Source organism: Pseudomonas sp. TH04 (genome assembly GCF_016651355.1).
GTDB classification, from domain to species: domain Bacteria; phylum Pseudomonadota; class Gammaproteobacteria; order Pseudomonadales; family Pseudomonadaceae; genus Aquipseudomonas; species Aquipseudomonas fluorescens.
The window spans coordinates 1,114,680-1,140,733 of record NZ_JAEKEA010000001.1 but is presented as its reverse complement, the minus strand read 5'-3'; the positions used below and the strand labels follow the sequence as shown (position 1 = coordinate 1,140,733).

General features: G+C 61.3%; 23 protein-coding genes. 11 read left to right on the top strand and 12 right to left on the bottom strand.

The features are described from left to right. Positions 1-56 precede the first annotated feature (56 nt). From rpiB to JFT85_RS04880, 3 genes are all read left to right on the top strand, one after another. Positions 57-518 carry a ribose 5-phosphate isomerase B gene (gene rpiB, locus JFT85_RS04890; protein WP_016969738.1) on the top strand — a complete coding sequence of 154 codons (462 nt, stop codon included), beginning with the start codon at positions 57-59 and terminating at the stop codon, positions 516-518. A 63-nt stretch (positions 519-581) separates the two neighbouring features. Next, complete coding sequence (locus JFT85_RS04885; RefSeq protein WP_053255665.1) at positions 582-1,562, top strand: sugar-binding transcriptional regulator; 981 nt, start codon at positions 582-584, stop codon at positions 1,560-1,562. Positions 1,563-1,935: 373 nt separating this feature from the next. Next, a complete protein-coding gene (locus JFT85_RS04880; protein WP_053255666.1) occupies positions 1,936-3,501 on the top strand; it encodes a TerC family protein in 1,566 nt (521 codons plus the stop codon). On the opposite strand, the gene JFT85_RS04875 is transcribed toward JFT85_RS04880, so the two are convergent. Then, a complete protein-coding gene (locus tag JFT85_RS04875; protein ID WP_053255667.1) occupies positions 3,482-3,814 on the bottom strand; it encodes a thioredoxin domain-containing protein in 333 nt (110 codons plus the stop codon). The two genes, JFT85_RS04880 and JFT85_RS04875, sit on opposite strands and share 20 nt — an antisense overlap. A 93-nt stretch (positions 3,815-3,907) precedes the next feature. Then, positions 3,908-4,156, bottom strand: a complete 249-nt coding sequence (locus JFT85_RS04870; RefSeq protein ID WP_053255668.1) for a hypothetical protein — start codon at positions 4,154-4,156, stop codon at positions 3,908-3,910. A 334-nt stretch (positions 4,157-4,490) separates the two neighbouring features. Between JFT85_RS04870 and JFT85_RS04865 the strand changes: the two genes are divergently transcribed. From JFT85_RS04865 to JFT85_RS04830, 8 genes are all read left to right on the top strand, one after another. Next, positions 4,491-5,339, top strand: a complete 849-nt coding sequence (locus JFT85_RS04865; protein ID WP_053255669.1) for a transporter substrate-binding domain-containing protein — start codon at positions 4,491-4,493, stop codon at positions 5,337-5,339. 52 nt (positions 5,340-5,391) lie between these two features. Next, a complete protein-coding gene (locus JFT85_RS04860) occupies positions 5,392-6,054 on the top strand; it encodes an amino acid ABC transporter permease (protein WP_053255670.1) in 663 nt (220 codons plus the stop codon). A gap of 11 nt (positions 6,055-6,065) precedes the next feature. Beyond that, the gene (locus JFT85_RS04855) at positions 6,066-6,728 is read left to right on the top strand and encodes an amino acid ABC transporter permease (RefSeq protein WP_053255671.1); all 663 of its coding nucleotides are present in this window, start codon (positions 6,066-6,068) and stop codon (positions 6,726-6,728) included. Then, a complete protein-coding gene (locus JFT85_RS04850; RefSeq protein WP_053255672.1) occupies positions 6,725-7,507 on the top strand; it encodes an amino acid ABC transporter ATP-binding protein in 783 nt (260 codons plus the stop codon). Before JFT85_RS04855 ends, JFT85_RS04850 begins: the two co-directional genes overlap by 4 nt. Before the next feature lie 14 nt (positions 7,508-7,521). Then, the gene (locus JFT85_RS04845; protein ID WP_069552342.1) at positions 7,522-7,911 is read left to right on the top strand and encodes a RidA family protein; all 390 of its coding nucleotides are present in this window, start codon (positions 7,522-7,524) and stop codon (positions 7,909-7,911) included. Between the two features lie 167 nt (positions 7,912-8,078). Continuing rightward, complete coding sequence (locus JFT85_RS04840; RefSeq protein ID WP_069552343.1) at positions 8,079-8,843, top strand: IclR family transcriptional regulator; 765 nt, start codon at positions 8,079-8,081, stop codon at positions 8,841-8,843. Between the two features lie 9 nt (positions 8,844-8,852). Beyond that, on the top strand, positions 8,853-10,061 hold the full coding sequence (locus JFT85_RS04835; protein WP_069552344.1) for an amino acid deaminase: 1,209 nt from the start codon (positions 8,853-8,855) through the stop codon (positions 10,059-10,061). A gap of 355 nt (positions 10,062-10,416) precedes the next feature. Then, positions 10,417-11,322, top strand: a complete 906-nt coding sequence (locus JFT85_RS04830; RefSeq protein WP_069552345.1) for a sugar kinase — start codon at positions 10,417-10,419, stop codon at positions 11,320-11,322. Positions 11,323-11,450: 128 nt separating this feature from the next. On the opposite strand, the gene JFT85_RS04825 is transcribed toward JFT85_RS04830, so the two are convergent. The 10 genes from JFT85_RS04825 to JFT85_RS04780 form a co-directional block, all read right to left on the bottom strand. Next, positions 11,451-11,726 carry a peptidylprolyl isomerase gene (locus JFT85_RS04825; protein ID WP_003174397.1) on the bottom strand — a complete coding sequence of 92 codons (276 nt, stop codon included), beginning with the start codon at positions 11,724-11,726 and terminating at the stop codon, positions 11,451-11,453. Between the two features lie 43 nt (positions 11,727-11,769). Next, positions 11,770-14,307, bottom strand: a complete 2,538-nt coding sequence (locus JFT85_RS04820) for a PAS domain-containing protein (protein ID WP_169876565.1) — start codon at positions 14,305-14,307, stop codon at positions 11,770-11,772. A 142-nt stretch (positions 14,308-14,449) separates the two neighbouring features. Next, positions 14,450-16,402 carry an acetoacetate--CoA ligase gene (locus tag JFT85_RS04815; RefSeq protein WP_201229346.1) on the bottom strand — a complete coding sequence of 651 codons (1,953 nt, stop codon included), beginning with the start codon at positions 16,400-16,402 and terminating at the stop codon, positions 14,450-14,452. A gap of 168 nt (positions 16,403-16,570) precedes the next feature. After that, a complete protein-coding gene (locus tag JFT85_RS04810) occupies positions 16,571-17,344 on the bottom strand; it encodes a 3-hydroxybutyrate dehydrogenase (protein ID WP_053255679.1) in 774 nt (257 codons plus the stop codon). Positions 17,345-17,351: 7 nt separating this feature from the next. Beyond that, positions 17,352-18,743, bottom strand: a complete 1,392-nt coding sequence (locus JFT85_RS04805; RefSeq protein WP_201229344.1) for a GntP family permease — start codon at positions 18,741-18,743, stop codon at positions 17,352-17,354. A gap of 297 nt (positions 18,744-19,040) precedes the next feature. Continuing rightward, complete coding sequence (locus JFT85_RS04800) at positions 19,041-20,438, bottom strand: sigma-54 interaction domain-containing protein (RefSeq protein ID WP_053255681.1); 1,398 nt, start codon at positions 20,436-20,438, stop codon at positions 19,041-19,043. 40 nt (positions 20,439-20,478) lie between these two features. Continuing rightward, on the bottom strand, positions 20,479-22,050 hold the full coding sequence (locus JFT85_RS04795; RefSeq protein WP_053255682.1) for an ABC transporter ATP-binding protein: 1,572 nt from the start codon (positions 22,048-22,050) through the stop codon (positions 20,479-20,481). 10 nt (positions 22,051-22,060) lie between these two features. Continuing rightward, on the bottom strand, positions 22,061-23,083 hold the full coding sequence (locus JFT85_RS04790; RefSeq protein WP_201229342.1) for an ABC transporter permease: 1,023 nt from the start codon (positions 23,081-23,083) through the stop codon (positions 22,061-22,063). Then, positions 23,083-24,141, bottom strand: coding sequence for a microcin C ABC transporter permease YejB (locus tag JFT85_RS04785; RefSeq protein WP_053255684.1), 1,059 nt, complete (start codon positions 24,139-24,141; stop codon positions 23,083-23,085). Before JFT85_RS04785 ends, JFT85_RS04790 begins: the two co-directional genes overlap by 1 nt. After that, complete coding sequence (locus JFT85_RS04780) at positions 24,141-26,003, bottom strand: extracellular solute-binding protein (RefSeq protein ID WP_069552348.1); 1,863 nt, start codon at positions 26,001-26,003, stop codon at positions 24,141-24,143. Before JFT85_RS04780 ends, JFT85_RS04785 begins: the two co-directional genes overlap by 1 nt. Between the last annotated feature and the right edge of the window lie 51 nt (positions 26,004-26,054).

Below are 26,054 nucleotides of genomic sequence, written 5' to 3'. Positions count from 1 at the left end.
AGTGACTGATCATTTGATCGATCTTAAGTGCCTTCTCGGCAGTGGAGCCAGATGCCATGAACACACCTTTCCCGGTGGCTATCGGATGCGATGAAGCGGGTTTTGAGCTCAAAGAGCTGTTGAAGCGCCATATCGAGGCGTTGGGTTATCCGGTGACCGACTTCGGCACGCATTCCACGGCGCCGGTGCTGTACCCGGACATCGCCCTGGCGGTGGCTACCGCCATCAATGCCGGGCAGCAACGCCTGGGTGTGCTGGTATGCGGCACCGGGATCGGCATGGCGATCTCGGCCAACAAGGTGCTGGGCATTCGTGCGGCCCAGGCCCATGACACCTATTCGGCGGAGCGCGCGCGCAAGAGCAACGATGCGCAAATTCTGTCGATCGGCGCGCGGGTGATCGGCGCCGAATTGGCCAAAAGTATCGTCAAGTCGTTCCTGGAGTCGGAGTTCGAGGCCGCGCGTTCAGGGGCCAAGGTCGAGCGGATCAATGCGATCGAGCGCGATGGGCATCAGTAGTGGACGTAACGGGGCAAGAGTCGGGAGAATGCGCCTTTGACGCCGAAACGGAAGCCCGTCCCCATGAGTGACAGTACCCAGCGCATTGCCAGCGATATCGATCAGATGACCGAAGTGGCGATGCTCTATTACCTTGAGAACGTCACTCAGGAAGCCATCGCCAAACGCTTCGACCTGTCGCGGGCGAAAGTCAGCCGCTTGCTCAAACGTGCGCGCGATGAAGGGATTGTCGAGGTGCGCGTGTTGCAGCACCCGGCGATGAACAACGAGCTGGAGCGGGCATTGGTGGAGCGCTTCAAGCTGGACCGCGCTTTGATTGCGGTCGACCACAGCGACCCCGACACCCAGCGCTCGGCTGTCGCCAGCCTGGTGGCGAATTACCTGAACAAGACGCTCAGCGACGGCATGATTGTCGCCGTGGGCATGGGCCGTAACGTCGGTGCCGTGGCGGATAACGTGTTTTTGCCGGTGACGCGCAATTGCACGTTTGTCTGCGCCATCGGCGGTTCGCTCAAGGCTGGCGAATACATGAACCCCGATCATATTTGCCGACGCCTGGCCCTGCGTTTTGGTGGCGAGAGCGAAAGCCTGTACGCCCCGGCGTTGGTGGCGAACCCCGAGTTACGCGGCGTGTTGATCAACAACGACACCGTGCGCTCGACCCTGGATCGCGCACGGCGCGCGGACATTGCGCTGATTGGCATTGGCGACATGAGCGAGAACAGCAACATGGTGCGCATGGGCTGGTTTTCGCCGCAGGAGATCGCGCAGGCGCGGTTGTCCGGCACCGTGGGCGACATGATGGGGTATGACTTTATCGATATTCACGGCCAGCCGGCGGTCAACGCAATTCAAGGCCGGGTGATCGGGCTGACGGTGCAGGAGTTGTTCCGCATCCCGGATGTCGTGGCGATTGCCAGTGAGAACACCAAGGCGGCGGCAACGCTTGGCGCGTTGCGCTCGGGGGTGATCAATACGTTGGCGACCACGGTAACGAATGCCCACACCATCCTGGCGCTGGATGATGCGACACGCAAAACCTGATATTGCGCAGGTCAAAATGTGGGAGCGGGCTTGCTCGCAAAGGCGGTGTGTCAGTCGACATATGGATTGACTGAACCTCCGCATTCGCGAGCAAGCCCGCTCCCACATTGGTTTTGTGCGTGCTTGGGGACAGATTTTGTAATAATTTTGCGTTGTAGGAAGTTTGGGTTTCGCCTGTACGATTCAAGTCCTTTTCTTATTGCAGGACCTGCATGAACACCCTCTCGGAGCCTCCCAGTCGTCTTTCCCCAAGACATCCGCTGTCGCTGTTCCCGCTGAAGCACCCCGTATTCCGACTGCTAACCTTGTCCCGGTCCACTGACCGCGCTTTGCCGTGTCCGGCGTTCTGAAACCTTTAAAGAGACTCTATTAAATGGAATGGTTAGCGGATCCAACGGCCTGGCTCGGCCTGTTGACCTTGATTGTGCTGGAACTGGTGCTGGGCATCGACAACCTGGTGTTTATCGCGATCCTGGCGGACAAGTTACCGCCGGAGCAGCGCGACCGCGCGCGGTTGATCGGTTTGTCGCTGGCGTTGCTGATGCGTCTGGGCCTGCTGGCGAGTATTTCCTGGTTGGTGACGCTCACGCAGCCGCTGTTCGAGGTGTTCGACAAGAGCTTCTCTGGCCGTGACCTGATCATGTTGTTTGGTGGTGTGTTCCTGTTGTTCAAGGCCACCATGGAGTTGCACGAGCGCCTTGAAGGCCACGTGGCGCAGCGCACGGGCAATGTGGCTTACGCCATGTTCTGGCCGATCGTGGCGCAGATCGTGGTGCTCGACGCGGTGTTCTCCCTCGACGCGGTGATTACCGCCGTGGGCATGGTGGATGAGCTGGCCGTGATGATGATCGCGGTGATCGTGTCCATCGGCCTGATGATCGTGGCGAGTAAGCCGCTGACCCGTTTCGTCAACGCGCACCCGACGGTCATCATGTTGTGCCTGGGCTTTTTGATGATGATTGGTTTCGCGCTGACCGCCGAAGGCCTGGGCTTCCATATTCCCAAGGGCTACCTGTACGCGGCGATTGGTTTCTCGATTCTGATCGAGCTGTTCAACCAGATTGCCCGTGCCCGTCGCAAGAAGTCGGCGCAAGGCGTGTTGCCGGTGCGTGAGCGTACCGCTCATGCGGTGATGCGCTTGCTCGGCGGCCGAAGCCTGGCGGTGGAAGAAGTGGGTGACGACGTCGCCGACTTGCTGGGCGAACCGGATGCAACCCAGGGTCCGCTGTTTGATCGCCGCGAGCGCGTGATGATCAGTGGCGTGCTGCAACTGGCCGAGCGGCCGATCCGCACCTTGATGACGCCACGGGCCAAGGTGGACTGTATCGATCTGGCGGACGATTCCGAGACGATCCGCCGCACACTGATGCATTCGTCCTACTCGCGCCTGCCGTTGATCCGTAACGGCGCGGTGGATGAGCCGCTGGGTTTCGTGCACAAAAAAGAATTGCTCAAGGAATACCTGGCGGGCAACGAGCCGAACCTGGAGCACCTGGCGCGACGGGCGATCAACCTGCTGGAGAGCTTTTCGATCCTCAACGCCCTGGAACAGATGCGCCAGGAGTCGACCCACATCGCCTTCGTGATCAACGAATTCGGGGATTTCATGGGCGTGTTGAGCATGACCGACATTCTCGAGTCGATCGCCGGTGAGTTGCCGGACGCCAGCGAAATCGAGGGGCCGGATAGTGTCGAGGAGGGCGAGGGGTTTCGCGTTAATGGCGCCTTGAACCTCAATCGGGTTCGTCAGCGTACCGGTTTCAATGCGCTTGCCACCGAGGATTATCAGACCCTGGCAGGCTTGGTGATGAGCCTGCTGGATCGCCTGCCGATGGTCGGTGACAGCCTTGAGCATGAAGGCTGGCGCCTGACCGTGGCGGCGGTGGAAGAGCGGCGGGTGACGCAAGTGCTGCTGACGCCTAGGGCGCGTAGTCTTTAAACACGTCTTCCAGGACCGCTTCCTGTTCATGGGGGGCACCGATGCCCTTGAGATTTTCGACCTCAAGGGCATTTTTGTAGACCACCAGCGTTGGGGTGCCGCTAACCCCGTCAATCGGCGGGGTTTGGGTGGTGTCCAGGAGCATGCTTTTTACACGCCCGGCGTATTTGTCGGCGATGCGATTAAAGCGCAGGTCAGCCCCTAAGCACGCCTGACAGTAGGGGGACGTGAACAACACAATAACCAGCGGGTGTTCATTCAGGATTCGTTGGTATTCGTTGTGCGCGTGAATAACCGTTTTTGCAACGCCCATGATGATCCCCTTGCGAGCCCGGCCGAATGGTTGCGGGTACGCTAAATCGCGAGATCACCACCGTCTACTGTCAACCTTCACAGGTGACGCCGCTCACGCATCGTCGGTGCGCTCCATGCGTTCCCGTGCCTTGCGCGCCTGATTCGCGCATTTCTGGTATTCCTCATTGTCCCTGGACGCCTTTGCCCGCCGATAGTCATGGTGGTTCTGGCTGGTGTAGTTGGTATTGAAAGCTTCCTTGAGTTTGCGCAGTTGTTCCGTGCATTCGCGGCGGTCGTTAGCCGCCGAGGCACTGCCGGCTGCCAGGCATGACAGCAAAACCAGAGTGAGGCTGAGCTTCATCGCAGAGGTCGTCCGTGTTGGCTTGGATGTGCCAAGGCTAGTCCAGCCTGGAGATTTTTGCAGGGTGCGCCCGCGCCGCAAGGGTGCGCGGTAACACTGTGGTGGTGCACCCGGTTGGGGCCTGTCACGGTGGTGTGGGGCCTTGGGTAGCAATCTGATTGCGCGTGATGGCATCCCGCTGTACAGCTGATCAGAAATTATCTTTCTGATTTATAACGAATTTATCCTCGGCATATTTTTCTGTTACTGCGTGTGGCACACTTTCTGCTGTCTATTCCGTTGTTACATACTAGGTTCCGGTATAGCGGAATACACAACTCCTGGAGTGCTTGTCATGCATCACCGACCTTCCGTGTTTAAAGCGTGTGTTTTTCTCTTCGCCGCATCGGCTTCCCTCGCAAGCGTCGTGCATGCGGCGGACAGCAAACTCGATGATGTGCTCAAGCGTGGGCATCTCATCGTGGGTACAGGCAGTACCAATGCGCCGTGGCACTTCCAGGGAGCGGATGGCAAGTTGCAAGGTTTTGATATCGACATCGGCCGCATCGTGGCCAAAGGATTGTTCAACGATCCAAGCAAGGTCGAATTTGTGGTGCAGTCGTCCGACGCACGCATTCCCAACCTGCTGACCAACAAGGTCGACATGAGTTGCCAGTTCATCACCGTCACCGCCAGCCGTGCCCAGCAGGTTGCCTTTACCTTGCCGTACTACCGCGAAGGCGTGGGCCTGCTGCTGCCGAACAACAGCAAATACAAAGAAATCGAAGACCTGCAAGCCGCAGGCGACAGCGTCACCGTGGCCGTGCTGCAAAACGTCTACGCCGAAGAGCTGGTGCACCAGGCGCTGCCCAAAGCCAAGGTCGATCAGTACGACAGCGTTGACCTGATGTACCAGGCCGTGAACTCCGGTCGCGCCGATGCTGCCGCCACCGACCAATCCTCGGTCAAGTACCTGATGGTGCAGAACCCGGGCCGCTACCGCAGCCCGACCTACGCCTGGAGCCCGCAAACCTACGCGTGCGCCGTCAAGCGTGGCGACCAGGACTGGCTGAACTTCGTCAACACGGCGTTGCATGAGGCCATGACCGGCGTGGAATTCCCGACCTACAAAGCGTCGTTCAAGCAGTGGTTCGGTGTGGACCTGCCAGAGCCTGCGATTGGTTTCCCTGTTGAATTCAAGTGATGTGTAAACCGGGGGCGCAGCGTGTTGCGCCCCGCTTCAGGTACTGCCGACCATGAACTATCAGTTGAACTTTGCCGCCGTGTGGCGTGATTTCCCCAGCTTGCTGGCGGGGCTCGGTCTGGGCCTTGAGCTGGCATTGCTGTCGATCGCGATTGGCTGTGTGATCGGCTTGATGATGGCATTTGCCATGCTGTCCAGGCACCGGGCGTTGCGCGTCTTCGCCTCGGTGTACGTGACGGTGATCCGCAATACGCCGATCCTCGTGCTGATCCTGTTGATCTACTTTGCCCTGCCGTCGCTGGGGGTTCGTCTCGACAAAATCCCGTCCTTCATCATCACCCTGTCGCTGTATGCCGGTGCCTACCTGACCGAAGTGTTCCGTGCCGGGCTGTTGAATATTCCCAAGGGCTTGCGTGAAGCCGGTTTGGCCATTGGCCTGGGCGAGTGGCGCATTCGTGCCTACATCACCGTGCCGGTGATGCTGCGCAACGTGTTGCCAGCGCTGTCGAACAACTTTATTTCGCTGTTCAAGGACACCTCGTTGGCCGCCGCTATCGCGGTGCCGGAGCTGACCTATTACGCCCGCAAGATCAACGTCGAAAGCTACCGGGTGATTGAAACCTGGATGGTCACGACCGCGCTCTACGTGGCCGCCTGTTATTTCATCGCCATGCTGCTCCGTTACCTGGAACAGCGTCTGGCGATCCGTCGTTAAGGAGGGTTTCCATGTACGAGTCCCCCAGCTGGCTGCATGAGTTGTGGATCGCCCGGGATACCCTCTGGGCGGGGTTTCAGACCAGTATTTATTGCTCGGTGCTGGCGATTATCTTTGGCACGCTGATCGGTATCTTCGCGGGGTTGATCCTGACCTACGGCAAATTCTGGATGCGTGCGCCGTTTCGTCTGTACGTGGACCTGATCCGTGGCACGCCTGTGTTTGTGTTGGTGCTGGCGTGTTTCTACATGCTGCCGGCGCTCGGTTGGCAGATCACCGCGTTCCAGGCCGGGGCGGTCGGGCTGACGTTGTTCTGCGGCTCGCACGTCTCGGAAATCGTGCGCGGCGCGTTGCAAGCCATCCCCCGTGGGCAACTGGAAGCGGGCAAGGCGATTGGCCTGACGTTCTACCAGTCCCTGGGTTACGTGCTGTTGCCTCAGGCGCTGCGCCAGATCCTGCCGACCTGGGTCAATTCCTCCACGGAAATCGTCAAGGCTTCGACCTTGCTCTCGGTGATTGGCGTGGCTGAGTTACTGCTGAGCACCCAGCAAGTGATCGCGCGTACGTTCATGACCCTGGAGTTCTACCTGTTCGCCGGGTTTCTGTTCTTTGTCATCAACTACGCCATCGAATTATTCGGGCGCTACATTGAAAAGCGGGTGGCCTTGCCATGAACCAACCACATACCCCCTCACCGCTGCTGAACATTCGCGGCCTGCGCAAACAATACGGTCAGGTGGAAGTGCTCAAAGGCGTCGACCTGTCCATGCAGCGCGGCAACGTGGTGACCTTGATCGGCTCCAGCGGCTCGGGCAAGACCACGCTGCTGCGTTGCGTCAACTTGCTCGAAGAATTCCAGGGCGGCCAGATCACCCTGGATGGCGAGTCGATCGGTTACAGCGAAATCGCCGGCAAGCGTGTGCGTCACCCTGAGCGGGTGATTGCCCAGCACCGCGCGATGACCGGCATGGCGTTCCAGCAGTTCAACCTGTTTCCGCACCTGACGGCGTTGCAAAACGTCACTCTGGGCCTGCTCAAGGTGAAGAAAATGGGCAAGGACGAAGCCGTGGCCCTGGCCGAAAAATGGCTCGACCGTGTCGGCCTGCTGGAGCGGCGCAACCACTTCCCCGGCCAATTGTCCGGCGGCCAGCAACAGCGTGTGGCGATTGCCCGTGCAATCGCCATGAACCCCAGCTTGATGCTGTTCGACGAAGTCACCTCGGCCCTCGACCCGGAACTGGTTGGCGAGGTGCTGAGCGTGATCAAGGGCCTGGCGGAGGAGGGCATGACCATGTTGCTGGTCACCCACGAAATGCGTTTTGCCTATGAAGTGTCGGACAAGATCGTATTCATGAACCAGGGCCGTATTGAAGAGCAGGGCACCTCGAAGGACATCTTCGAGCGTCCGCAATCGCCGCGCCTGGCGGAATTTTTGAAGAACATTCGTTTTTAATCAGGAGCAACGTTATGACCATTACTCGTTACGGCACCGGCAGCACCGCCGGCGGTGGCCAGCCACGTCCTTTCGCCCGTGCGGTGGAAGCGGACGGCTGGCTCTACGTCTCGGGCCAGGTGCCAGCGGTGGACGGTGAAATCATCAACGGCGGCATCATCGAGCAGACCCGCCAGACCATGCGCAATGTGGTGGCGATTCTGGAAGAGGCTGGCTACGAACTCAAAGACGTGGTGCGCGTGGGTGTGTGGCTGGAAGACCCACGGGACTTCTGGAGCTTCAACAAGGTCTTCGGCGAATACTTCACCCCGGAACACGCCCCGGCGCGCGCCTGTGTGCAGGCCAACATGATGGTGGACTGCAAGGTCGAGATTGATTGCGTGGCCTACAAGAAAAAAGGCTAAATGCCCCATGCTTGAAACCATAGGAGATCCCATGTGGGAGCGGGCTTGCCCGCGATGACGGCGTGTCAGCCAGCCCATCTGGCACTGACCCACCGCAATCACGGGCAAGCCCGTTCCCACAGGGGATCACTGTGCAGCACCCACATTTGACGGGACCGATTACTGCCATGACCGAAGACACCATCAAACGCCGCGCCAAAGGCCTGGACCGTGCTTTTGATATCCTCGATTTTCTCAAGGAAATCGGCCAGCCCCTGCGCCCGAATGATATTGCCAGCGGCATCGGCAGCCCCAAATCCACCGTCTATGAGTTGGTCGCGTCGCTGCTGGAACGGCGCATTCTGGAAACGGTGGGCAAGGACGGCCACGTCTACCTCGGCCGCCAGTTGTACTTCCTCGGCCAGGCGCACCTGCGCCATTTCGACTTGACCCGCGAGGCCGACCACGCCTTGCAGGAAATCGTCAGCCAAACCCACGAAACCGCACAGATGTGCCTGCTCAACGGGCGCAAATACACGGTGGCGCTGATGCGCGAAGGTGAGCGGCATTTCCGTATTTCGTCGGACATCGGCGAAAACGCGCCGATTCCGTGGACCGCCTCCGGGCGCCTGTTGCTGGGGCACTTGAGCGACCAGCAAATCATCGACCTGATCGACGACGACGATTTCATCCTGCCGGACGGCCAGCGCCTGGCGCTGGACACCTTCCTGGCGCAGATCCGCCAGGCCACGCTCGATGGGTTCTTCTCCTTCGACAGCGTGGCCGACACCTTTACCCATTGCTTCGCTGCCCCGGTTCGCGACGCGCAAGGCATCAGCATTGCGACCTTGTGCATCGTCGCCCCACGGGCCGACGCGATTAAAAATTACAACGACTATCGCCGGGTGTTGATCGACAGCGCCAACCACCTGGCCCGCCGCATCAACGAATAGGAGTTTTCCATGTCTGCCTTCAACGCCGTTGAAAAAGGCGCCGCCGCGATTGGCGCCCACTTGGTCCGCGACGTCAGCCTGCCGGCCCTGGTGCTGCACCGTGACGCCCTGGAACACAACATTCGCTGGATGCAAGCGTTTGTCAGCAACAGCGGCGCAGAACTCGCGCCCCACGGCAAAACCAGCATGATGCCCGCACTGTTCCAGCGCCAGCTCGCCCAAGGCGCCTGGGGCATTACCCTGGCCAATGCGGTGCAGACCCGTGCCGCCTATGCCGGTGGCGTGCGCCGCGTGTTGATGGCCAACCAACTGGTCGGCGCGCCGAACATGGCGTTGATTGCCGACCTGTTGGCCGATCCTGATTTCGACTTCCACTGCATGGTCGACCACCCGGACAACGTCGCCGACCTGGGCCTGTTCTTCGCCGCCCGTGGGCTGCGCCTGAACGTGATGATCGAGTACGGCGTGGTCGGCGGCCGCTGCGGTTGCCGCAGCGAGCAGGAAGTGCGTGAGCTCGCCAAGGCGATCAAGGCCCAGCCGGCCCTGGCCCTTACCGGCATCGAAGGCTACGAAGGTGTCATCCACGGCGAACACGCTATCAGTGGCATCCGCGAGTTCGCCGCCAGCCTGGTGCGATTGGCCGTGGACCTGCAAAACAATGGCGCTTTCGACCTGCCCAAGCCCATCATTACCGCGTCGGGTTCGGCCTGGTACGACCTGATCGCCGAGTCCTTCGAGACGCAAAACGCCGCCGGCCGTTTCCTCAGCGTGCTGCGCCCCGGCAGCTACGTGGCCCACGACCACGGTATCTACAAAGACGCGCAATGCTGCGTGCTCGACCGCCGCAGCGACCTCAATGAAGGCCTGCGCCCTGCGCTGGAAGTCTGGGCGCACGTGCAATCGTTGCCCGAGCCCGGCTTTGCGGTGATTGCCCTGGGCAAGCGCGACGTGGCCTACGACGCCGGGTTGCCGGTGCCGCTCAAGCGCTACAAGGCCGGTATCCTGCCGGCCGAAGGCGATGACGTGAGCGCCTGCAAAGTCACCGCAGTGATGGACCAGCACGCGTTCATGCGCGTGGCACCAGGGGTTGAGCTGCGTATCGGCGACATCATTTCCTTCGGCACCTCGCACCCGTGCCTGACCTTCGACAAGTGGCAAGTGGGCTGCCTGGTGGATGAGCAGTTGCAGGTGATCGAGTCGCTGCAGACCTGCTTCTAGACCGAGTCGCGGCCATCGCAGGCAAGCCAGCTCCCACATTGACCGCGTTGTATCTGAAGGCATGCAGTCAACCGTGGGAGCGGGCTTGCTCGCGAAGGGGCCATCAGCCACACCAGAGATTAGCGGCCATCGCAGGCAAGCCAGTTCCCACATTGACCGCGTTGTATCTGAAGGCATGCAGTCAACCGTGGGAGCGGGCTTGCTCGCGAAGGGGCCATCAGCCACACCAGAGGTTAGGGGCCATCGCAGGCAAGCCAGCTCCCACATTGACCGCGTTGTATCTGAAGGCATGCAGTCAACTGTGGGAGCGGGCTTGCTCGCGAAGGAGCCATCAGCCACACCAGAGATCAAAGGCATGAACACACAACCGCGCATCGCCCTGATCGGCGAATGCATGATCGAATTGCAGCACCGCGCCGACGGCAGCCTGCAGCAGAGCTTCGGCGGCGACACCCTGAACACGGCCGTGTACCTGCGCCGCGAGCTGGGCGCTGTCGGCACGGTCGACTACGTCACCGCTTTGGGCGATGACAGTTTCAGCGATGCCATGTGCCAACAGTGGCGCGACGAAGGCTTGGGCCTGGACAGGGTTCAGCGCTTGCCCGGCCGTTTGCCGGGGTTGTATTGCATCCAGACGGACGCCAACGGCGAACGCAAATTTCTCTACTGGCGCAATGAAGCCGCCGTGCGTGATTGCTTCACCACGCCGGCCGCCGAACCGATCCTGGCGGCCTTGCCGGATTACGACGTGGTGTATTTCAGCGGTATCACCTTGGCGGTGCTGGGTGAAATCGGGCGTGAACGCTTACTGCAAAGCCTGATCGAAACCCGCCGTCGCGGCGGCAAGGTGGTCTTCGACAACAACTACCGGCCGCGTCTGTGGGCCAGTGTCGAGGCGGCGCGCGCGGCGTATCACCGGGTGCTCGCCGAGGTGGATATCGCTTTGCTGACCGAAGATGACGAGCGTGCGCTGTTTGGGTACGCCGACAGTGAGCAGGTGTTTGCGGCGTACCCGGCCATTGCGGAAGTGGTGCTCAAGCGCGGGGCGCAGGCGTGTCTGATCCGTTGCGCAGGCGAGCGCTTTGCCGTGCCGGCGTTGCAGGTCGAGAACGTGGTGGATACGACGGCGGCGGGGGATTCGTTCAGTGCGGCGTATTTGGCCAGTCGGCTCACGGGTGGTTCGCCAGAGGCGGCGGCCTTGGCGGGGCATCGGTTGGCGAGCCGGGTGATTCAAGTGCCGGGTGCACTGATCCCAAGATAGTCGGTGGAATAGCCGCCCGCGGCGGTTCGCGAGCAAGCCCGCTGCCACATTTGATTGCATTTCAACTGAAGGAACTCGGTCAACTGTGGGAGCGGGCTTGCTCGCGAAAGCGGTCTAAAGCCCAACCCTCAGTCGCGGTAAAACACCTGCACCAGGTGATAGCCAAACTTGCTCTTGATCGGCCCATGCACCACCTTCACCGGCTTCTTGAAGATCACCGCATCAATGGCCCCGACCATCTGCCCTGGCCGCACTTCACCCAAATCACCGCCGCGCTTGCCGGACGGGCAGGTCGAGTATTTCTTGGCCAGCACATCAAACGCTTCGCCCTTGGCAATGCGCTGCTTGAGCTGTTCGGCTTCTTCGCTGGTCTTCACCAGAATGTGACGGGCTTGGGCTTTCATTGATTTCTACCAGGTGTGCGGCGGCGCGCGATTATGCCTGAACTCATTCGTCGACGCTGATCATGCTGCGGATTTTTGTTGCCAGCAGGTCAACGGAAAACGGTTTGGCGACCATGTCCATGCCGTCTTCCAGAAAGCCCTGGCGCTCGGCGGCTTTTTCGGCGTAACCGGTCATGAACAACACGCGCAGGCCGGGCCGGTGCTGACGGGCGATTTCCGCCAGTTGCCGGCCGTTCATGCCCGGCAAGCCGACATCGGTCACCAGCAGGTCCACACGCAAATCCGACTCCAGCAAAGGCAGCGCCGTGCGTGCGTCCGCTGCCTGGTGTGCGGTGTAACCCAACTCATCGAGCACATTGACCACCAGCATGCGCACCGCCGGGTCATCCTCGACCACCACCACCGACTCACCGGCCAGCGCCAACGGGGCCTCGCTCAAATGCTGCGGCAGGTGGCTTTCCAGGGCGGTGCCATACAGGCGCGGCAGGTACAGGCGCACGCAGGTGCCCTGGCCGGGCTCGCTTTGGATCGTCACGTGGCCACCGGATTGCTGGGCAAACCCATAGATCATCGACAGCCCAAGGCCTGTGCCCTGGCCGATAGGCTTGGTGGTGAAAAACGGGTCGAACGCCTTGGCCAGGATTTTCGGTGCCATGCCGGTGCCGTTGTCGCACACGCCCAGCATCACGTAGTCGCCGGCCTTCACCGGTTCCAGGGTGGTGATGTCGCTGCCATCGAGGTAGCTGTTGGCGGTTTCGATCAGCAATTCGCCGCCGTCGGGCATGGCGTCGCGTGCGTTGATCACCAGGTTGAGCAGGGCGTTTTCCAACTGGCTGGCATCGGTATTCACGGGCCAGATATCGCGGCCCAGTTGCACTTTGAGCGTGATATGCGCGCCTTTGGTTCGCTGGAACAGATCCTCCAGGGACGCTACCAGCTGGTTGGGGTCCAGCGGGCGGCGGTCCAGCGACTGGCGGCGTGAGAACGCCAGCAGCCGATGGGTGAGGGCGGCCGCGCGATGGGCGGACGATACGGCGGCGTCAGTAAAGCGGCCGATTTCGTCGCTGCGCCCGGCACTGATGTAGCGCTGCATCAAGTCCAGGCTGCCGATAATCCCGGTCAGCATGTTGTTGAAATCATGGGCAATGCCGCCGGTGAGCTGGCCCACGGCTTCCATTTTCTGCGCGTGACGCAGCGCGTCTTCGGCGCGCTCGCGTTCGAACATTTCGTTTTGCAGGCGCTGGTTGGCTTCAGCCAGCGCCTGTGTGCGCTGGGCGACGCGCTCTTCGAGGTTCTCGTTGAGGTGGCGCAAGGCCTCTTCGGTGAGTTTGCGTTCGGTCTCATCGATAACAAAGATATAGAAGCCGTTCACCGAGCCGTCATTGCTGAAGCGTGGCAGGTACTTCATCAACGCGTGGCGCGGGCGGCCGTCGTGATGGGGCGTAACGGTCATGAAACTGCACGCCTTGCCCTTGAGCGCGGCGGCGATCTTGTCTTCGCGCCCGGCATACAGCTCGTCGCCGATGACCTCACGGATGGTCTTGCCGTACAGCTCCTGGGGCGTCATGCCATACCAGTCGAGGTAGGCGCTGTTGTTCAGGCGAAAACGCTGTTCGTGGTCGACGTAGCCGATCAGCACCGGCATGGCGTTGATGATCAGTTGCAGCTCGGTCTGGCTTTGGCGCAGCGCGTGCTCGGTGTGTTTACGTTCGGTCAGGTCCAGCGCGGCGCCAAGGAAGCGTGCCGGGCGGCCTTGCGGGTCCTTGTAGCAGCGACCACGGGCGAACACCCAGCGCAGTTGGCCGTCGGCTTGCAGCAAGCGGTATTCCTCGGCGTATTCGGTGCCAAAGGTGATGCAGTGTTTGATGCTGCGCGCCACCATGCCGCGGTCTTCGGGGTGCACGCCTTGCAGGTAGTCGCTGATCGGCAACAGGCCGGCGTCACTCGGGTTGACGCCATGCAAATAGGCGAAATGGGCGTCGGCGATAAAGCGGTCTTCGCCGATGTCCCAGTCCCAGGTTCCCACCGCATCAGTGGCGGCCAGGGCCAATTGCAGGCGTTGTTCGGTGCTGTGCTGGGCCTTGAGGCTGTCATCGGAGCGCTGTTGCAGTTCGAGGGCTTTGCTGCGGCGCTCGTTGGTCTCGATGGCGGTGACCAGAATGCCGGCGACGGTGCCGCTTTCATCGCGGACCGGGCTGTAGGTCAGGTCGAGCCAGATGTCGGTGTCGCGATGGTTGCGTTGCAGGACGAAGCGCTGTTCGGTGAAGGTGCGCACCTGGCCGGTGAGGACGGCGTCGTAGATCGGTGCGGTAAAGTTTTCCAGCTCCGGCCAGGTGTCATGCGCGGGTTGGCCCATGGCGCCGGGGTGTTTGTTGCCCGCGAGCGCGGCGAAGCCGTCGTTGTAGAGTTGAGTGAGCTGGCTGCCCCACAGCAGCAGCATCGGCATCGGTGAGTGGACCACGATATCGACGGCGGTGCGCAGGCTTTGCGGCCAGTCACTGGATTCACCGAGGGGGCTCCGCGCCCAGTCCAGCCGTGCAATCAATGCAGCGGCTTCGCTTCCGGTGGATGTTACGTTCATGAAAAAACCCTAAACCCGACACTTTGAAAGACGACAAAGCCGATTATCCCGCGACACGGGAACGGCTGACTACCCCTCGAAAAATAGCATGCATTGGGGGTTTGTCTTCAACTGCGTGCTTCAGGGCGGAAACCTTTCTTGTTTATGCCAGCTCCGGTCGATCACGAAACTGCGCGAGCGCCTCCGGGTTTGCCAACGCGTCAGTGTTCTTCACCGGTTCACCGTGCACCACGTTGCGCACCGCCAGTTCGACGATCTTGCCGCTGATGGTGCGCGGGATATCGGTGACGGCGAGGATTTTCGCCGGCACATGGCGCGGCGTGGTGTTGGCGCGAATCACCTGGCGAATCTGTTGCTCCAGGGCGTCATCGAGTTCAATGCCCTCATTGAGGCGCACAAACAGCACCACCCGCACATCGTCCTGCCAGCGTTGGCCGATGGCCAGGCTTTCCAGGACCTGCGGGACCTTTTCCACCTGGCGATAAATCTCCGCCGTGCCGATGCGCACACCGCCCGGGTTGAGCACCGCGTCGGAGCGCCCATGAATCAGCAGGCTGCCATTGGGGCGTTGTTCGGCGTAGTCGCCCTGGGCCCATACACCGGGAAACTGGCTGAAATACGCCGCGCGCAGCGTGTGCTGGTGCGGGTCATTCCACAGCCCGATCGGCATGGCCGGAAAATGCCGAGTGCAGACCAATTCGCCTTTTTCGCCAATCAGCGGCTGGCCCTGGTCGTTCCACACTTCGATGGCCATCGCCAGGCTCTTGCACTGCATTTCGCCACGCCGCACCGGCAGCACCGGGTTGCCGATCACAAAGCAGGAGACGATATCGGTGCCGCCCGACATCGACGACAGGCACAGCTCGCTTTTGATGTCGCGGTACACGTAGTCGTAGCTCTGCGGCGACAGCGGCGAGCCGGTTGAAATCAGCCCTTTGAGGCTGCTCAAATCATGACTCAGCCGCGGTTGCAGGCCGGCTTTTTCCAGGGTGACGAGGTATTTCGGGCTGGTGCCGAATACGCTGATTGTCTCGGCATCGATCAGGTCGATCAGCCGTTCGGGGCCGGGGTGAAAGGGCGAGCCGTCGTACAGCACGGCGGTCGCGCCGAGGGCCAGCACCGACACCAGCCAGTTCCACATCATCCAGCCGCACGTGGTGTAGTAAAAGAGGCAGTCATCCCGCGACAGGTCGGCATGCAGGCCGTGTTCCTTGAGGTGCGTGAGCAACACGCCGCCGGTGCCGTGGATGATGCACTTGGGCACGCCGGTGGTGCCGCTGGAATAGAGGATGTACAGCGGGTGATTGAACGGCACTGCGACAAATTCAGGTTCGCCGCCGGGTTGGTAAAAGTCGTCCCACCGCGTGACCTTGGCGTGGGTCTGATAATCCGCGGCTGTCGCCTGTGGCCGGGCATACGGCACGATGATCAGCTGTTGCAGGGACGGCAGGCGCGCGAGGATTTCATGCAGCTTGGCGCTTTGGTCGATGGCCTTGCCGGCGTAGCGATAACCCGCGCAGGTGATCAGCACCTTGGGTTCGATCTGGCCGAAACGGTCGATCACGCCTTGGGTGCCGAAGTCCGGCGATGAACAGGACCAGATCGCCCCGAGGCTGCTGGTGGCGAGCATGCCGACCAGGGTTTGCCAGGTGTTGGGCATGCACGCGGCCACGCGGTCGCCCACCCCTACACCCGCTGCGCGCAGGCTGTGTTGCAGGCCGGCGACGTGGCTAGCCAGTTCGGCGTAGGTCAGCTGTTCGCGCTGGCCGTCCTCGCTGATGGCGACCACGGCCGGGTGATCATCACGGCGGCGCAGCAGGTGTTCGGCAAAGTTCAGCGTGGCGTCGGGAAACCACTGGGCGCTGGGCATTTCACGGTCTTCGATCAGCGTCACCGAGGGCGGGCTGCGAAATTGCACGTCAAAGAACCCGACGATGGCCTGCCAGAAGTCGGCGCGCTGGTCGATGCTCCACTGGTGCAGGGCCGGGTAGTCGGGCAGTTGCACGCTGTAGCGGTCGTTGGCGAAGCGGCGGAACTGGTCCATCCGCGTGTTGGCGATGCGTTCCGGGGAAGGTTGCCAGAGGATCTCGGACATTGCGCAATCTCTTGTGCTTAGATGAAATCTACCCAACAGCACGGAGCAAATGTGCGAGCGGGCTTGCTCGCGAATGCGGTGGGTCAGTTACAAACTGGCTGACGCGCCTCCTTCGCGAGCAAGCCCGCTGCCACATTTTAAAACGCCTGCGTGTGGAATAGCCGGGGTTTACTGCGCCAGCCAGCCGCCATCGATATTCCACGCCGCGCCGCGCACCTGGGCACCGGCCTCGCTGCACAGAAACAACACCAGCTCACCCAACTGCGGCGGTGTCACAAACTCCAGCGACGGCTGTTTCTCCGCGAGCAAATCATGCTGCGCCTGCTGCGGATCAACGCCGTTGGCCGCACGGTCATCAATCTGCTTCTGCACCAGCGGCGTCAGCACCCAGCCGGGGCAGATGGCGTTGCAGGTGACGTTACTGGTGGCCGTCTCCAGGCCCACCACTTTGGTCAGGCCGATCACGCCATGCTTGGCCGCCACGTACGCGGCCTTGCCCACCGAACCGACCAGGCCGTGCACCGAGGCGATATTGACGATACGCCCCCAGCCTTTGGCCTTCATGCCCGGCAGGCTCAAGCGCGTGCTGTGGAATACCGACGACAGGTTGATCGCGATGATCGAATCCCAGCGTTCCACCGGGAAATCCTCCACCGCCGACACGTGCTGAATGCCGGCGTTATTGACCAATATATCCACGCCACCGAATTCACGCTCGGCATAGGCCAGCATGTCGGCGATCTGCGCCGGGTCGCTGACGTCTGCCGGGTGATGGCCGACTTTACCGCCGAACGCCTGCACCTGGGCGATCACCGCGCTGGCGTCGCCGAAGCCGTTGAGGATCAGGTTGGCGCCGGCCTTGGCCAGGCTGAGCGCTATGCCCAGGCCGATGCCGCTGGTGGAGCCGGTGACCAGGGCGGTCTTGCCGTTCAAGTTCGTCATGTCAACCTCACACAATGCCGGTGGCGTAGAAAGTACCGATCACCACGAACACCGCGAGGGTCTTGATAATCGTGATGCCGAAAATATCCTTGTAGGCTTCGCGGTGGGTCAGCCCGGTCACCGCCAGCAGCGTAATCACCGCGCCGTTGTGGGGCAGGGTGTCCATGCCGCCGCTGGCCATGGCCGCTACCCGGTGCAGCACTTCAAGGGGGATATTGGCCGCATGAGCCGCGGAAATAAAGCTTTCGGACATCGCCGCCAGGGCGATGCTCATGCCGCCCGAGGCCGAACCGGTGATACCGGCCAGCAAGGTCACGGTGATCGCTTCGTTGACCAGCGGATTGGGGATGCCCTTGAGCCAGTCCGCCAGCACCAGAAAGCCCGGCAGTGAGGCGATGACCGCACCAAAGCCGTATTCCGATGCGGTGTTCATCGCCGCCAGCAGCGCACCGCTGACCGCGCTTTTACTGCCTTCGGCGAGCTTGTCGCGAATCGCCGACCAGCCGAACACCAGCACCATGACAATGCCCACCAGCAACGCCGCCTGCACCGCCCAGATTGCCGTGAGCTTGGCGACTTCGGTGGTCACCGGCGCGCTCATGCCCGGCAGGCTCAGGCTATGGGTCTTGCCATACCACTGCGGAATCCAGTGGGTGAACAGCAGGTTCATCACGCCCACCAGAATCAGCGGCGACAGCGCGATCCATGGGTTGGGCAAGGTGAGGTTCTCGGCGGTTTCCGGCTCGTTACGCAGCTCGGTGCCATAGCCTTCGCCGGCACGCTGGGCCTTGTTGCGCTGGCGCGCCAGGTAGAGCATGCCGGTGCAGAACACGAAGATCGTGCCGATCAAGCCCAGCCACGGCGCAGCCCACGCGGTGGTATTGAAGAAGGTGCTGGGGATGATGTTCTGGATCTGCGGCGTGCCGGGCAGGGCGTCCATGGTGAACGAGAACGCGCCAAGGGCGATGGTTGCCGGGATCAGGCGCTTGGGGATATTGCTCTGGCGGAACATCTCCGCTGCGAACGGGTAGACCGCAAACACCACCACAAACAACGACACGCCGCCGTAGGTGAGCAGGGCACAGACCAGCACGATCACCAGCATCGCCTGGCGTGTGCCAAGCAAACGGATCGCGGCGGCAACAATCGAGCGCGAAAAGCCCGACAGCTCGATCAGCTTGCCGAACACCGCGCCAAGCAGGAACACCGGGAAATACAATTTGATAAAGCCGACCATTTTCTCCATGAACACCCCGGTAAAGGCAGGGGCGACGGCGGACGGGTCGGTGAGGTGCACAGCGCCGAGGGCGGCGATGGGGGCAAACAGGATAACGCTGTAGCCACGGTAGGCTGCCAGCATCAACAGCGCGAGGGCTGCCAGGGCAATGATCACACTCATGGTGTGTCTCCAAATCGGATTGTTATTGTTGTGGGGTGGTGCTTTGGAGAGGGGCTATAGCGAGATGTGTGCCAAAACGTTAACGTGTTGAAATATAAGAATATTATTTGAATTTAGATCGGCGGGTCAGAATTTTGTCTCTATCTAGAGACAAGTGAAGGCCCAATGTGGGAGCGGGCTTGCTCGCGAAAGCGGTGTGTCAGTGCTAGATGAGCTGGCTGAAATACCGCATTCGCGAGCAAGCCCGCTCCCACATTAGATTGTCTTCATAGATAGAATTGTTTCTCTGTTTTGAGACTAGGCGATGCCAAGGGCAACCATTTTCTTGTACAGCGTCGACCTGCCCAGCCCCAACCGCTTGGCCGCGTCCACCACATTGCCGTCACAGGCCTTCAACGCCGCGGCAATCAGCTGCCGATCAAAGCGCTCCCGCGCCGCCGCAAACGTCTCGCCCTCGAGGGTTTCCACCGGGCCACGCGTCACCGGGCTAAACGTCCCAATCGCCGCGCGAATCTCCCTGGCATCCAGCATCAGGTCATCACTCAACAACGCCGCGCGTTCCAGCACATTGCGCAACTCACGGATGTTCCCCGGCCACGCATGCTGTGCCAACAGCGCGAGGGCCTCGCGGTCCAGTTCATGCTGGCTGCGCAGCTCTTCCAGAATCGCCTCGCTCAATGCTGGAATATCATCCAGTCGCTCCCGCAAGGGCGGCACCTGGATGGGCAGCACATTCAGCCGGTAATACAAATCTGCACGAAACTCACCGCGCTTGATCGCCGCTTCGAGGTCCATGGACGTCGCGGCAATCACCCGCACATCGCTGTGCAGCATGTCGTTGGAGCCGACCGCTTCGTATTCCTTCTCCTGCAACACCCGCAGCAGTTTGCTTTGCAGCGCCAGCGGCATATCACCGATTTCATCCAGAAACAGCGTGCCGCCGTGGGCGATCTGCAACTTACCGGGACGGCCTTTGCGGTCGGCCCCGGTAAACGCGCCCGGCGCGGTGCCGAAAAACTCGGCTTCGAGCAGGTCGTGGGGAATCGCGGCACTGTTGATACTGACGAAGGCTTTGTGCGCACGCGGCGAGGCGCCATGGATCGCCTGGGCCAGCAGCTCCTTGCCAGTTCCGGTTTCGCCCAGCAGCAACACCGGTGACTCGGCACTCGCACTGCGCCGCGCTCGGCGTTTGACTTCCAGGCTGGCCGCACTGGTGCCGATAAAGTGCGCGAAGTTGTATTTGCTCTGCCGCGAACGCAGCAACGACCGCGTGGAGGCCAGCTCCTGCTGCATGCTCAGGTAACGCTCGATCAGTGGCGACAGGTTGCGCAGCTCATCAAACAGCGCAAACCCAATCGCACCAATCACCGCGCCGGCATCGTCGTGAATCGGCAGGCGCATCACCACCAGTGGGCCCTTGGGCGTGTCCTGGATATCCAGCAAAATCGGCTGATCGTTGCGCACGACCTGGCGCAACAAACTGTTGGCGATCACCTGCTCACACGGCTGGCCAATGGCATCGTCGGCGCTTTTGAGGCCGAAGCGCTTGGCATAGCGCTCGTTCATCCAGACGATATTCGCGTCACGGTCGACAATCACTGTGCCTTCGCTGGACTGCTCGATGATCTCGAACAGCGACTGGATGGCCAGGCCGCGCACCCGTTGGTAATCCTTGAGGCTTTCGTTGCTATTCATGCACCCGCCGCCAACATAAAATATGAAGAGGGTCGCGCTCCTACAAAGGAATATGCGCTGCCGCCAGAAGCTCCTTGGTGTACGCGTGCTGCGGCGCCTCGAACACGTCATGGCTCGCGCCGCGCTCCACCACCTTGCCATCCTTGATCACGATCATGTCGTGGGCCATGGCGCGTACCACCGCCAGGTCATGGCTGATAAACAGGTAGGTCAGGGCGTATTTTTCCTGCAGTTCACGCAATAACGCCACGACCTGCTTCTGCACCGTGCGGTCGAGGGCGGACGTGGGTTCGTCCAGCAACATCAGCGCCGGCTTGAGCACCAAGGCGCGGGCGATAGCGATGCGTTGGCGCTGGCCACCGGAAAACTCATGGGGGTAACGATGACGGCTGGCGGGGTCGAGGCCCACGTCCTTGAGCACCTGAATCACTTGCGCATCGCGGTCGGCCAGGCTGCACGGCGCGTGCACTTCCAGGCCTTCGCTGATGATCTGTTGCACCGACATGCGCGGGCTGAGGCTGCCGAACGGGTCCTGGAACACCACCTGCATCTGCTTGCGCCACGGGCGCATTTGCTGGTTGTTCAGGGGGTCGAGGGCGTGGCCCTGGAAGCGGATGCTGCCGGTGGAGTCGAGCAAGCGCAGGATCGCCTGGCCGAGGGTCGACTTGCCTGAACCGGACTCGCCGACAATCCCCAAGGTCTTGCCGCGCTGCACGCTGAGGCTGATGCCGTCCACGGCACGCAGGTAAGTTTTGCGCCGGAACAGCCCGCCGCCGAGGGGGAACTGCACGGTCAGGTTGTCGACCTGCAACACCGTCTCGCGCTCGTCGCTGCACAGCACATCACCGGCAGGCTCGGCATCCAGCAGCAGGCGGCTGTAAGGATGCTGCGGTGCGGTGAACAGCGTCTGGCAATCGGCCTGCTCGACAATCTCACCGGCGTGCATCACGCACACGCGCTGGGCAATGCTGCGCACCAGGTTGAGGTCATGGCTGATCAGCAGCAGCGACATGCCCAACCGTTGTTGCAGGGACTTGAGCAGCAGCAGGATCTTGCGCTGCACGGTCACGTCCAGCGCGGTGGTGGGTTCGTCGGCGATCAGCAGTTCCGGCTCGCAGGCCAGGGCCATGGCGATCATCACGCGCTGGCGCTGGCCGCCGGAGAGCTGGTGCGGATACGCCTTGAGCCGTTCCTGGGGCTTCTGGATGCCCACCAGTTCAAGCAGTTCGAGGATCCGCGCCTGCGCTGCCTTGCCGCCCAGGCCCTTGTGCAACAGCAGGGTTTCGCCGATTTGCTTTTCGATGCTGTGCAACGGGTTGAGGGAGGTCATCGGCTCCTGGAAGATCATCGCAATGCGGTTGCCGCGCAGCTTTTGCAACGTGCCGGCTGGCGCGCCGATCAACTCCTGGCCGCGATACTTCACGGAGCCGGTGGTTGCCGTGCCGGCTTCGGGCAGCAATTGCAAAATCGAATGGGCCGTCACCGACTTGCCCGAGCCCGACTCGCCCACCAATGCCAGGCACTCGCCGGGGCGTACGTCCAGGCTCAGGTTGCGTACGACGGTCTGGCCGCTGAAGGCGACGCTGAGGTCGCGGATTTCGATCAGGTTCATCTGCAGTCACTCATGAACGTGGGTCGAAGGCATCACGTAATGCCTCGCCAATAAAGACCAGCAGCGACAGGATCAGCGCCAGGGTGAAAAATGCCGTCAGGCCCAGCCACGGCGCTTGCAGGTTTTGCTTGCCCTGGGCAATCAGCTCGCCCAGCGACGCGCTGCCCGCCGGCATGCCGAAACCGAGGAAATCCAGGGCGCTCAACGTGGAGATCGCTCCGGTCAAAATAAACGGCAGGTAACTCAGGGTGGCGGTCATGGCATTCGGCAGGATATGCCGGCGAATGATCTTGCCGTCACCCAGGCCCAATGCGCGGGCGGCCTTGACGTACTCCAGGTTGCGCCCGCGCAGGAACTCGGCGCGCACCACGTCCACCAGGGCCAGCCAGGAAAACAGCGCCATGATCCCCAGCAACCACCAGAAGTTCGGCTCGACAAAGCCCGACAGAATGATCAGCAGGTACAGCACCGGCAATCCGGACCAGACTTCCAATAGGCGCTGGCCCAGCAGATCCACCCAGCCGCCGTAGTAACCCTGCAAGGCCCCGGCGGCAATGCCGATGGCGGCGCTGATGGCCGTCAACGCCAGTGCAAACAGGATCGACACCCGTGCTCCAAAGATCACCCGCGCCAGCACATCGCGCGACTGATCGTCAGTGCCCAGCCAGTCCACCGCCGAGGGCGGGCTGGGGGCAGGGCGGGTCAGTTCGTAGTTGGGGGTGTCGTCGCTGAACGGGATCGGCGGGAACAGCATCCAGCCGCCGTCCTGCTTGATCAGCTTTTGCACGTAGTCACTGCGGTAGTCGGCCTGGAACGGCAGCTGCCCGCCGAACTGCTGCTCGGTGTAGCGCTTGAACACCGGGAAATACAGCTCGTTCTTGAAACTGAGCAGCAGCGGTTTGTCATTGGCGATCAATTCGCCGCCCAGGGTCAGGATAAACAGGCCGATAAACAGCCACAGCGACCACCAACCGCGACGGTTTTTCTTGAATCGCTCGAAACGCCGACGCGCCACCGGGGATAGATTAAGCATCAGGCGTTCCTCGCCGCGAAGTCGATACGCGGGTCCACCAGGGTGTAGCAAAGGTCCCCGATGAGTTTTATCAGCAGGCCGAACAACGTGAAGATAAACAGCGAGCCGAACACCACCGGGTAGTCACGCGACACGGCGGCTTCGTAGCTCATGCGGCCCAGGCCATCGAGGGAGAAGATCACTTCGATGAGCAGGGAACCGGCGAAAAACACGCTGATAAACGCCTGGGGAATCCCCGAGATCACCAGCAGCATCGCGTTGCGGAACACATGGCCATAGAGCACACGTCGTTCGCTCAAGCCTTTGGCGCGGGCCGTGACCACATACTGGCGGGTGATTTCATTCAAGAATGAGTTCTTGGTGAGGATTGTCAGGGTGGCAAACCCGCCGATCACCAGCGCGGTGACGGGCAACACCAGGTGCCAGAAGTAGTCGGCGATCTTGCCGACGGTGCTCAGTTCGTCGAAGTTCTCCGACACCAGCCCGCGCACCGGGAACCAGTTCAGCGACGTGCCACCGGCGAACAGCACAATCAGGAACATCGCAAACAGGAACGCCGGCATCGCGTAGCCGATGACGATGGCGGTGCTGCTCCACACGTCAAAGCTGCTGCCATGGCGCACGGCTTTGCGAATGCCCAGAGGGATCGACACCAGGTAGGTAATCAAGGTGGCCCATAAACCCAGGGAAATGGTCACCGGCATCTTTTCCAGGATCAGGTCGATCACAGTCTTGCCCCGGAAGAAGCTGTTGCCGAAGTCCAGCCGGGCGTAGTTCTTGAGCATCAACCACAGGCGTTCCGGGGCGGGCTTGTCGAAGCCGTATTGTTTTTCGATGTCCTTGATCAGCTTGGGGTCGAGGCCACGGCTGGCCCGCGAGCCGCTGATGCTTTCGCCGGAAGAGCCGCCGATGCCGCCCCCGCCGATCCCTTGCAAGTGCGCAATAGCCTGTTCGACCGGCCCGCCGGGCGCGGCCTGGACGATCACGAAATTCACCAGCAGGATGATCACCAGCGTCGGGATGATCAGCAGCAGGCGCCGCACGATATAGGCAAACATCAGCGGGCACCTGCGCGTTTTTTCAACTCGGCGTTCATTTGCTCATTCGTCAGTGGCGTGGGGCTGATTTCCCACCAGGTTTCCAGCGCTTCGTCGTTTTTGGCCTCGATGGCCGGGCGCCCGAAGCGGTTCCACCACGCGGCGGAAGTGCCGGGCGGGTAGTAATTCGGAATCCACAGGTAGCTCCATTGCAGCACTCGGTCCAGGGCGTGGGCGTATGTGAGCATCTGGGCGTGGGTGTTGGCCTTGACCAGGCCGTTGATCAGGGTGTCGACGGCCGGGTCTTTCAACACCATGTAGTTATTGGCACCGGGGTCGTAGGCCGCCTGGGAGCCGAAGTAGTTGTACAGCTCCATGCCGGGCGAGGTGGTCACCGGGAAGCCAATCACGATCATGTCGTAGTCCCGCGCCATCATGCGGTTGACGTATTGCGAGGAGTCGATGCGGCGGATATTCAGGGTAATGCCGATCTGCGCGAGGTTGCGTTTGTAGGGCAGCAACAGACGTTCCAGGCCGGGTTGGGCATTGAGGAAGGTGAACTCCAGCGGTTCGCCTTGTGCATTCACCAGCTTGTCGCCATCCGGTGTCCAGCCGGCCGCTTCGAGCAAGGCCAGGGCTTGCAGCTGCTTGTCGCGGATCATGCCACTGCCGTCGGTGACCGGCGCCTTGAACACCTGGGTGAAGGCTTCGTCGGGAATCTGCCCACGCAGGGGTTCCAGAATCGCCAGCTCTTCTTTGGTCGGCAATTGGCTCGCCGCCAGCTCGCTATTGGAGAAATAGCTTTGCTGGCGAATGTACAGGTTGCGCATCATCTGACGGTTGGCCCATTCGAAGTCCCACAGCATCGCCAGCGCCTGACGCACCCGGCGGTCCTTGAACATCGGCTTTTGTACGTTGAACACATAGCCTTGGGCCGGTTGCGGCATTTCTTTGGCCAGGTGCGCACGTTGCAGGCGGCCGTCGTCGAGGGCCGGGCCGTTGTAACCGATGGAATAACCGGTGGCGGAGAACTCGCGATTGAAGTCGTAGGCGCCGCCGCGCAGTACCTGGCGCGCCACCTCGGTATCGCCGAAATACTCCAGGCTCAAGTGATTGAAGTTGTACAGGCCACGGCTGACGGGCAAGTCCTTGCCCCACCAGTCCGGGTCGCGGGTAAAGGTGATGGTGCTGCCGGAGTCGATCTTGCTGATTTTGTACGGGCCGCTGCCCAGCGGGGCTTCATAGCCGCCGCCATTGGCGAAATCGCGGGTCTTCCACCAGTGTTCGGGGAATACCGGCAAGGTGGCGATATCCAGGGGCAGGGTGCGGTTTTCATTGCTGGAAAAGTCAAAACGCACCTGGCGCTCGCCTTCGACTTCGACGTGCTTGACGTCGGCGAACAGGGTGCGAAAACGCAGGCTGCCTTGGGTCATCAGCAGGTCGAAGCTGTAGCGCACATCTTCGGCGGTGATCGGCTTGCCGTCGGCAAAACGCGCCTTGGGGTTGAGGTAGAAACGCAGCGACAGGCCGTCGTCCGAGCGTTCCATCTTCTCTGCAACCAGGCCGTAAACGGTGTAGGGCTCATCCAGGGAGCGCTGGGCCAGCGGGGCGTACAGCCAGCCGTCGACCTGGGAGACGCCGATGCCTTTGTCGATATACGGCAACACATGGTCGAAACGCCCGATTTCGATGGCTGAGCGTCGCAGGCTGCCGCCTTTGGGGGCGTCAGGGTTGGCGTAGTCGAAGTGGGTGAAACCGGCGGGGTATTTGGCGGGTTCGCCGTACACGGTCAAGTAAGTTTGCGGGGCTGCAGTCGCGGCGGTGCTGGCCATTAGCAGGCCCAGGGCAGCGCCGAGGAGTTTCAGGGAAAAAGCCAATCGCATTATCAGCCTTGAACGCCAGGTGAAGAAGAATAGGGACGGGTACGTTAACGG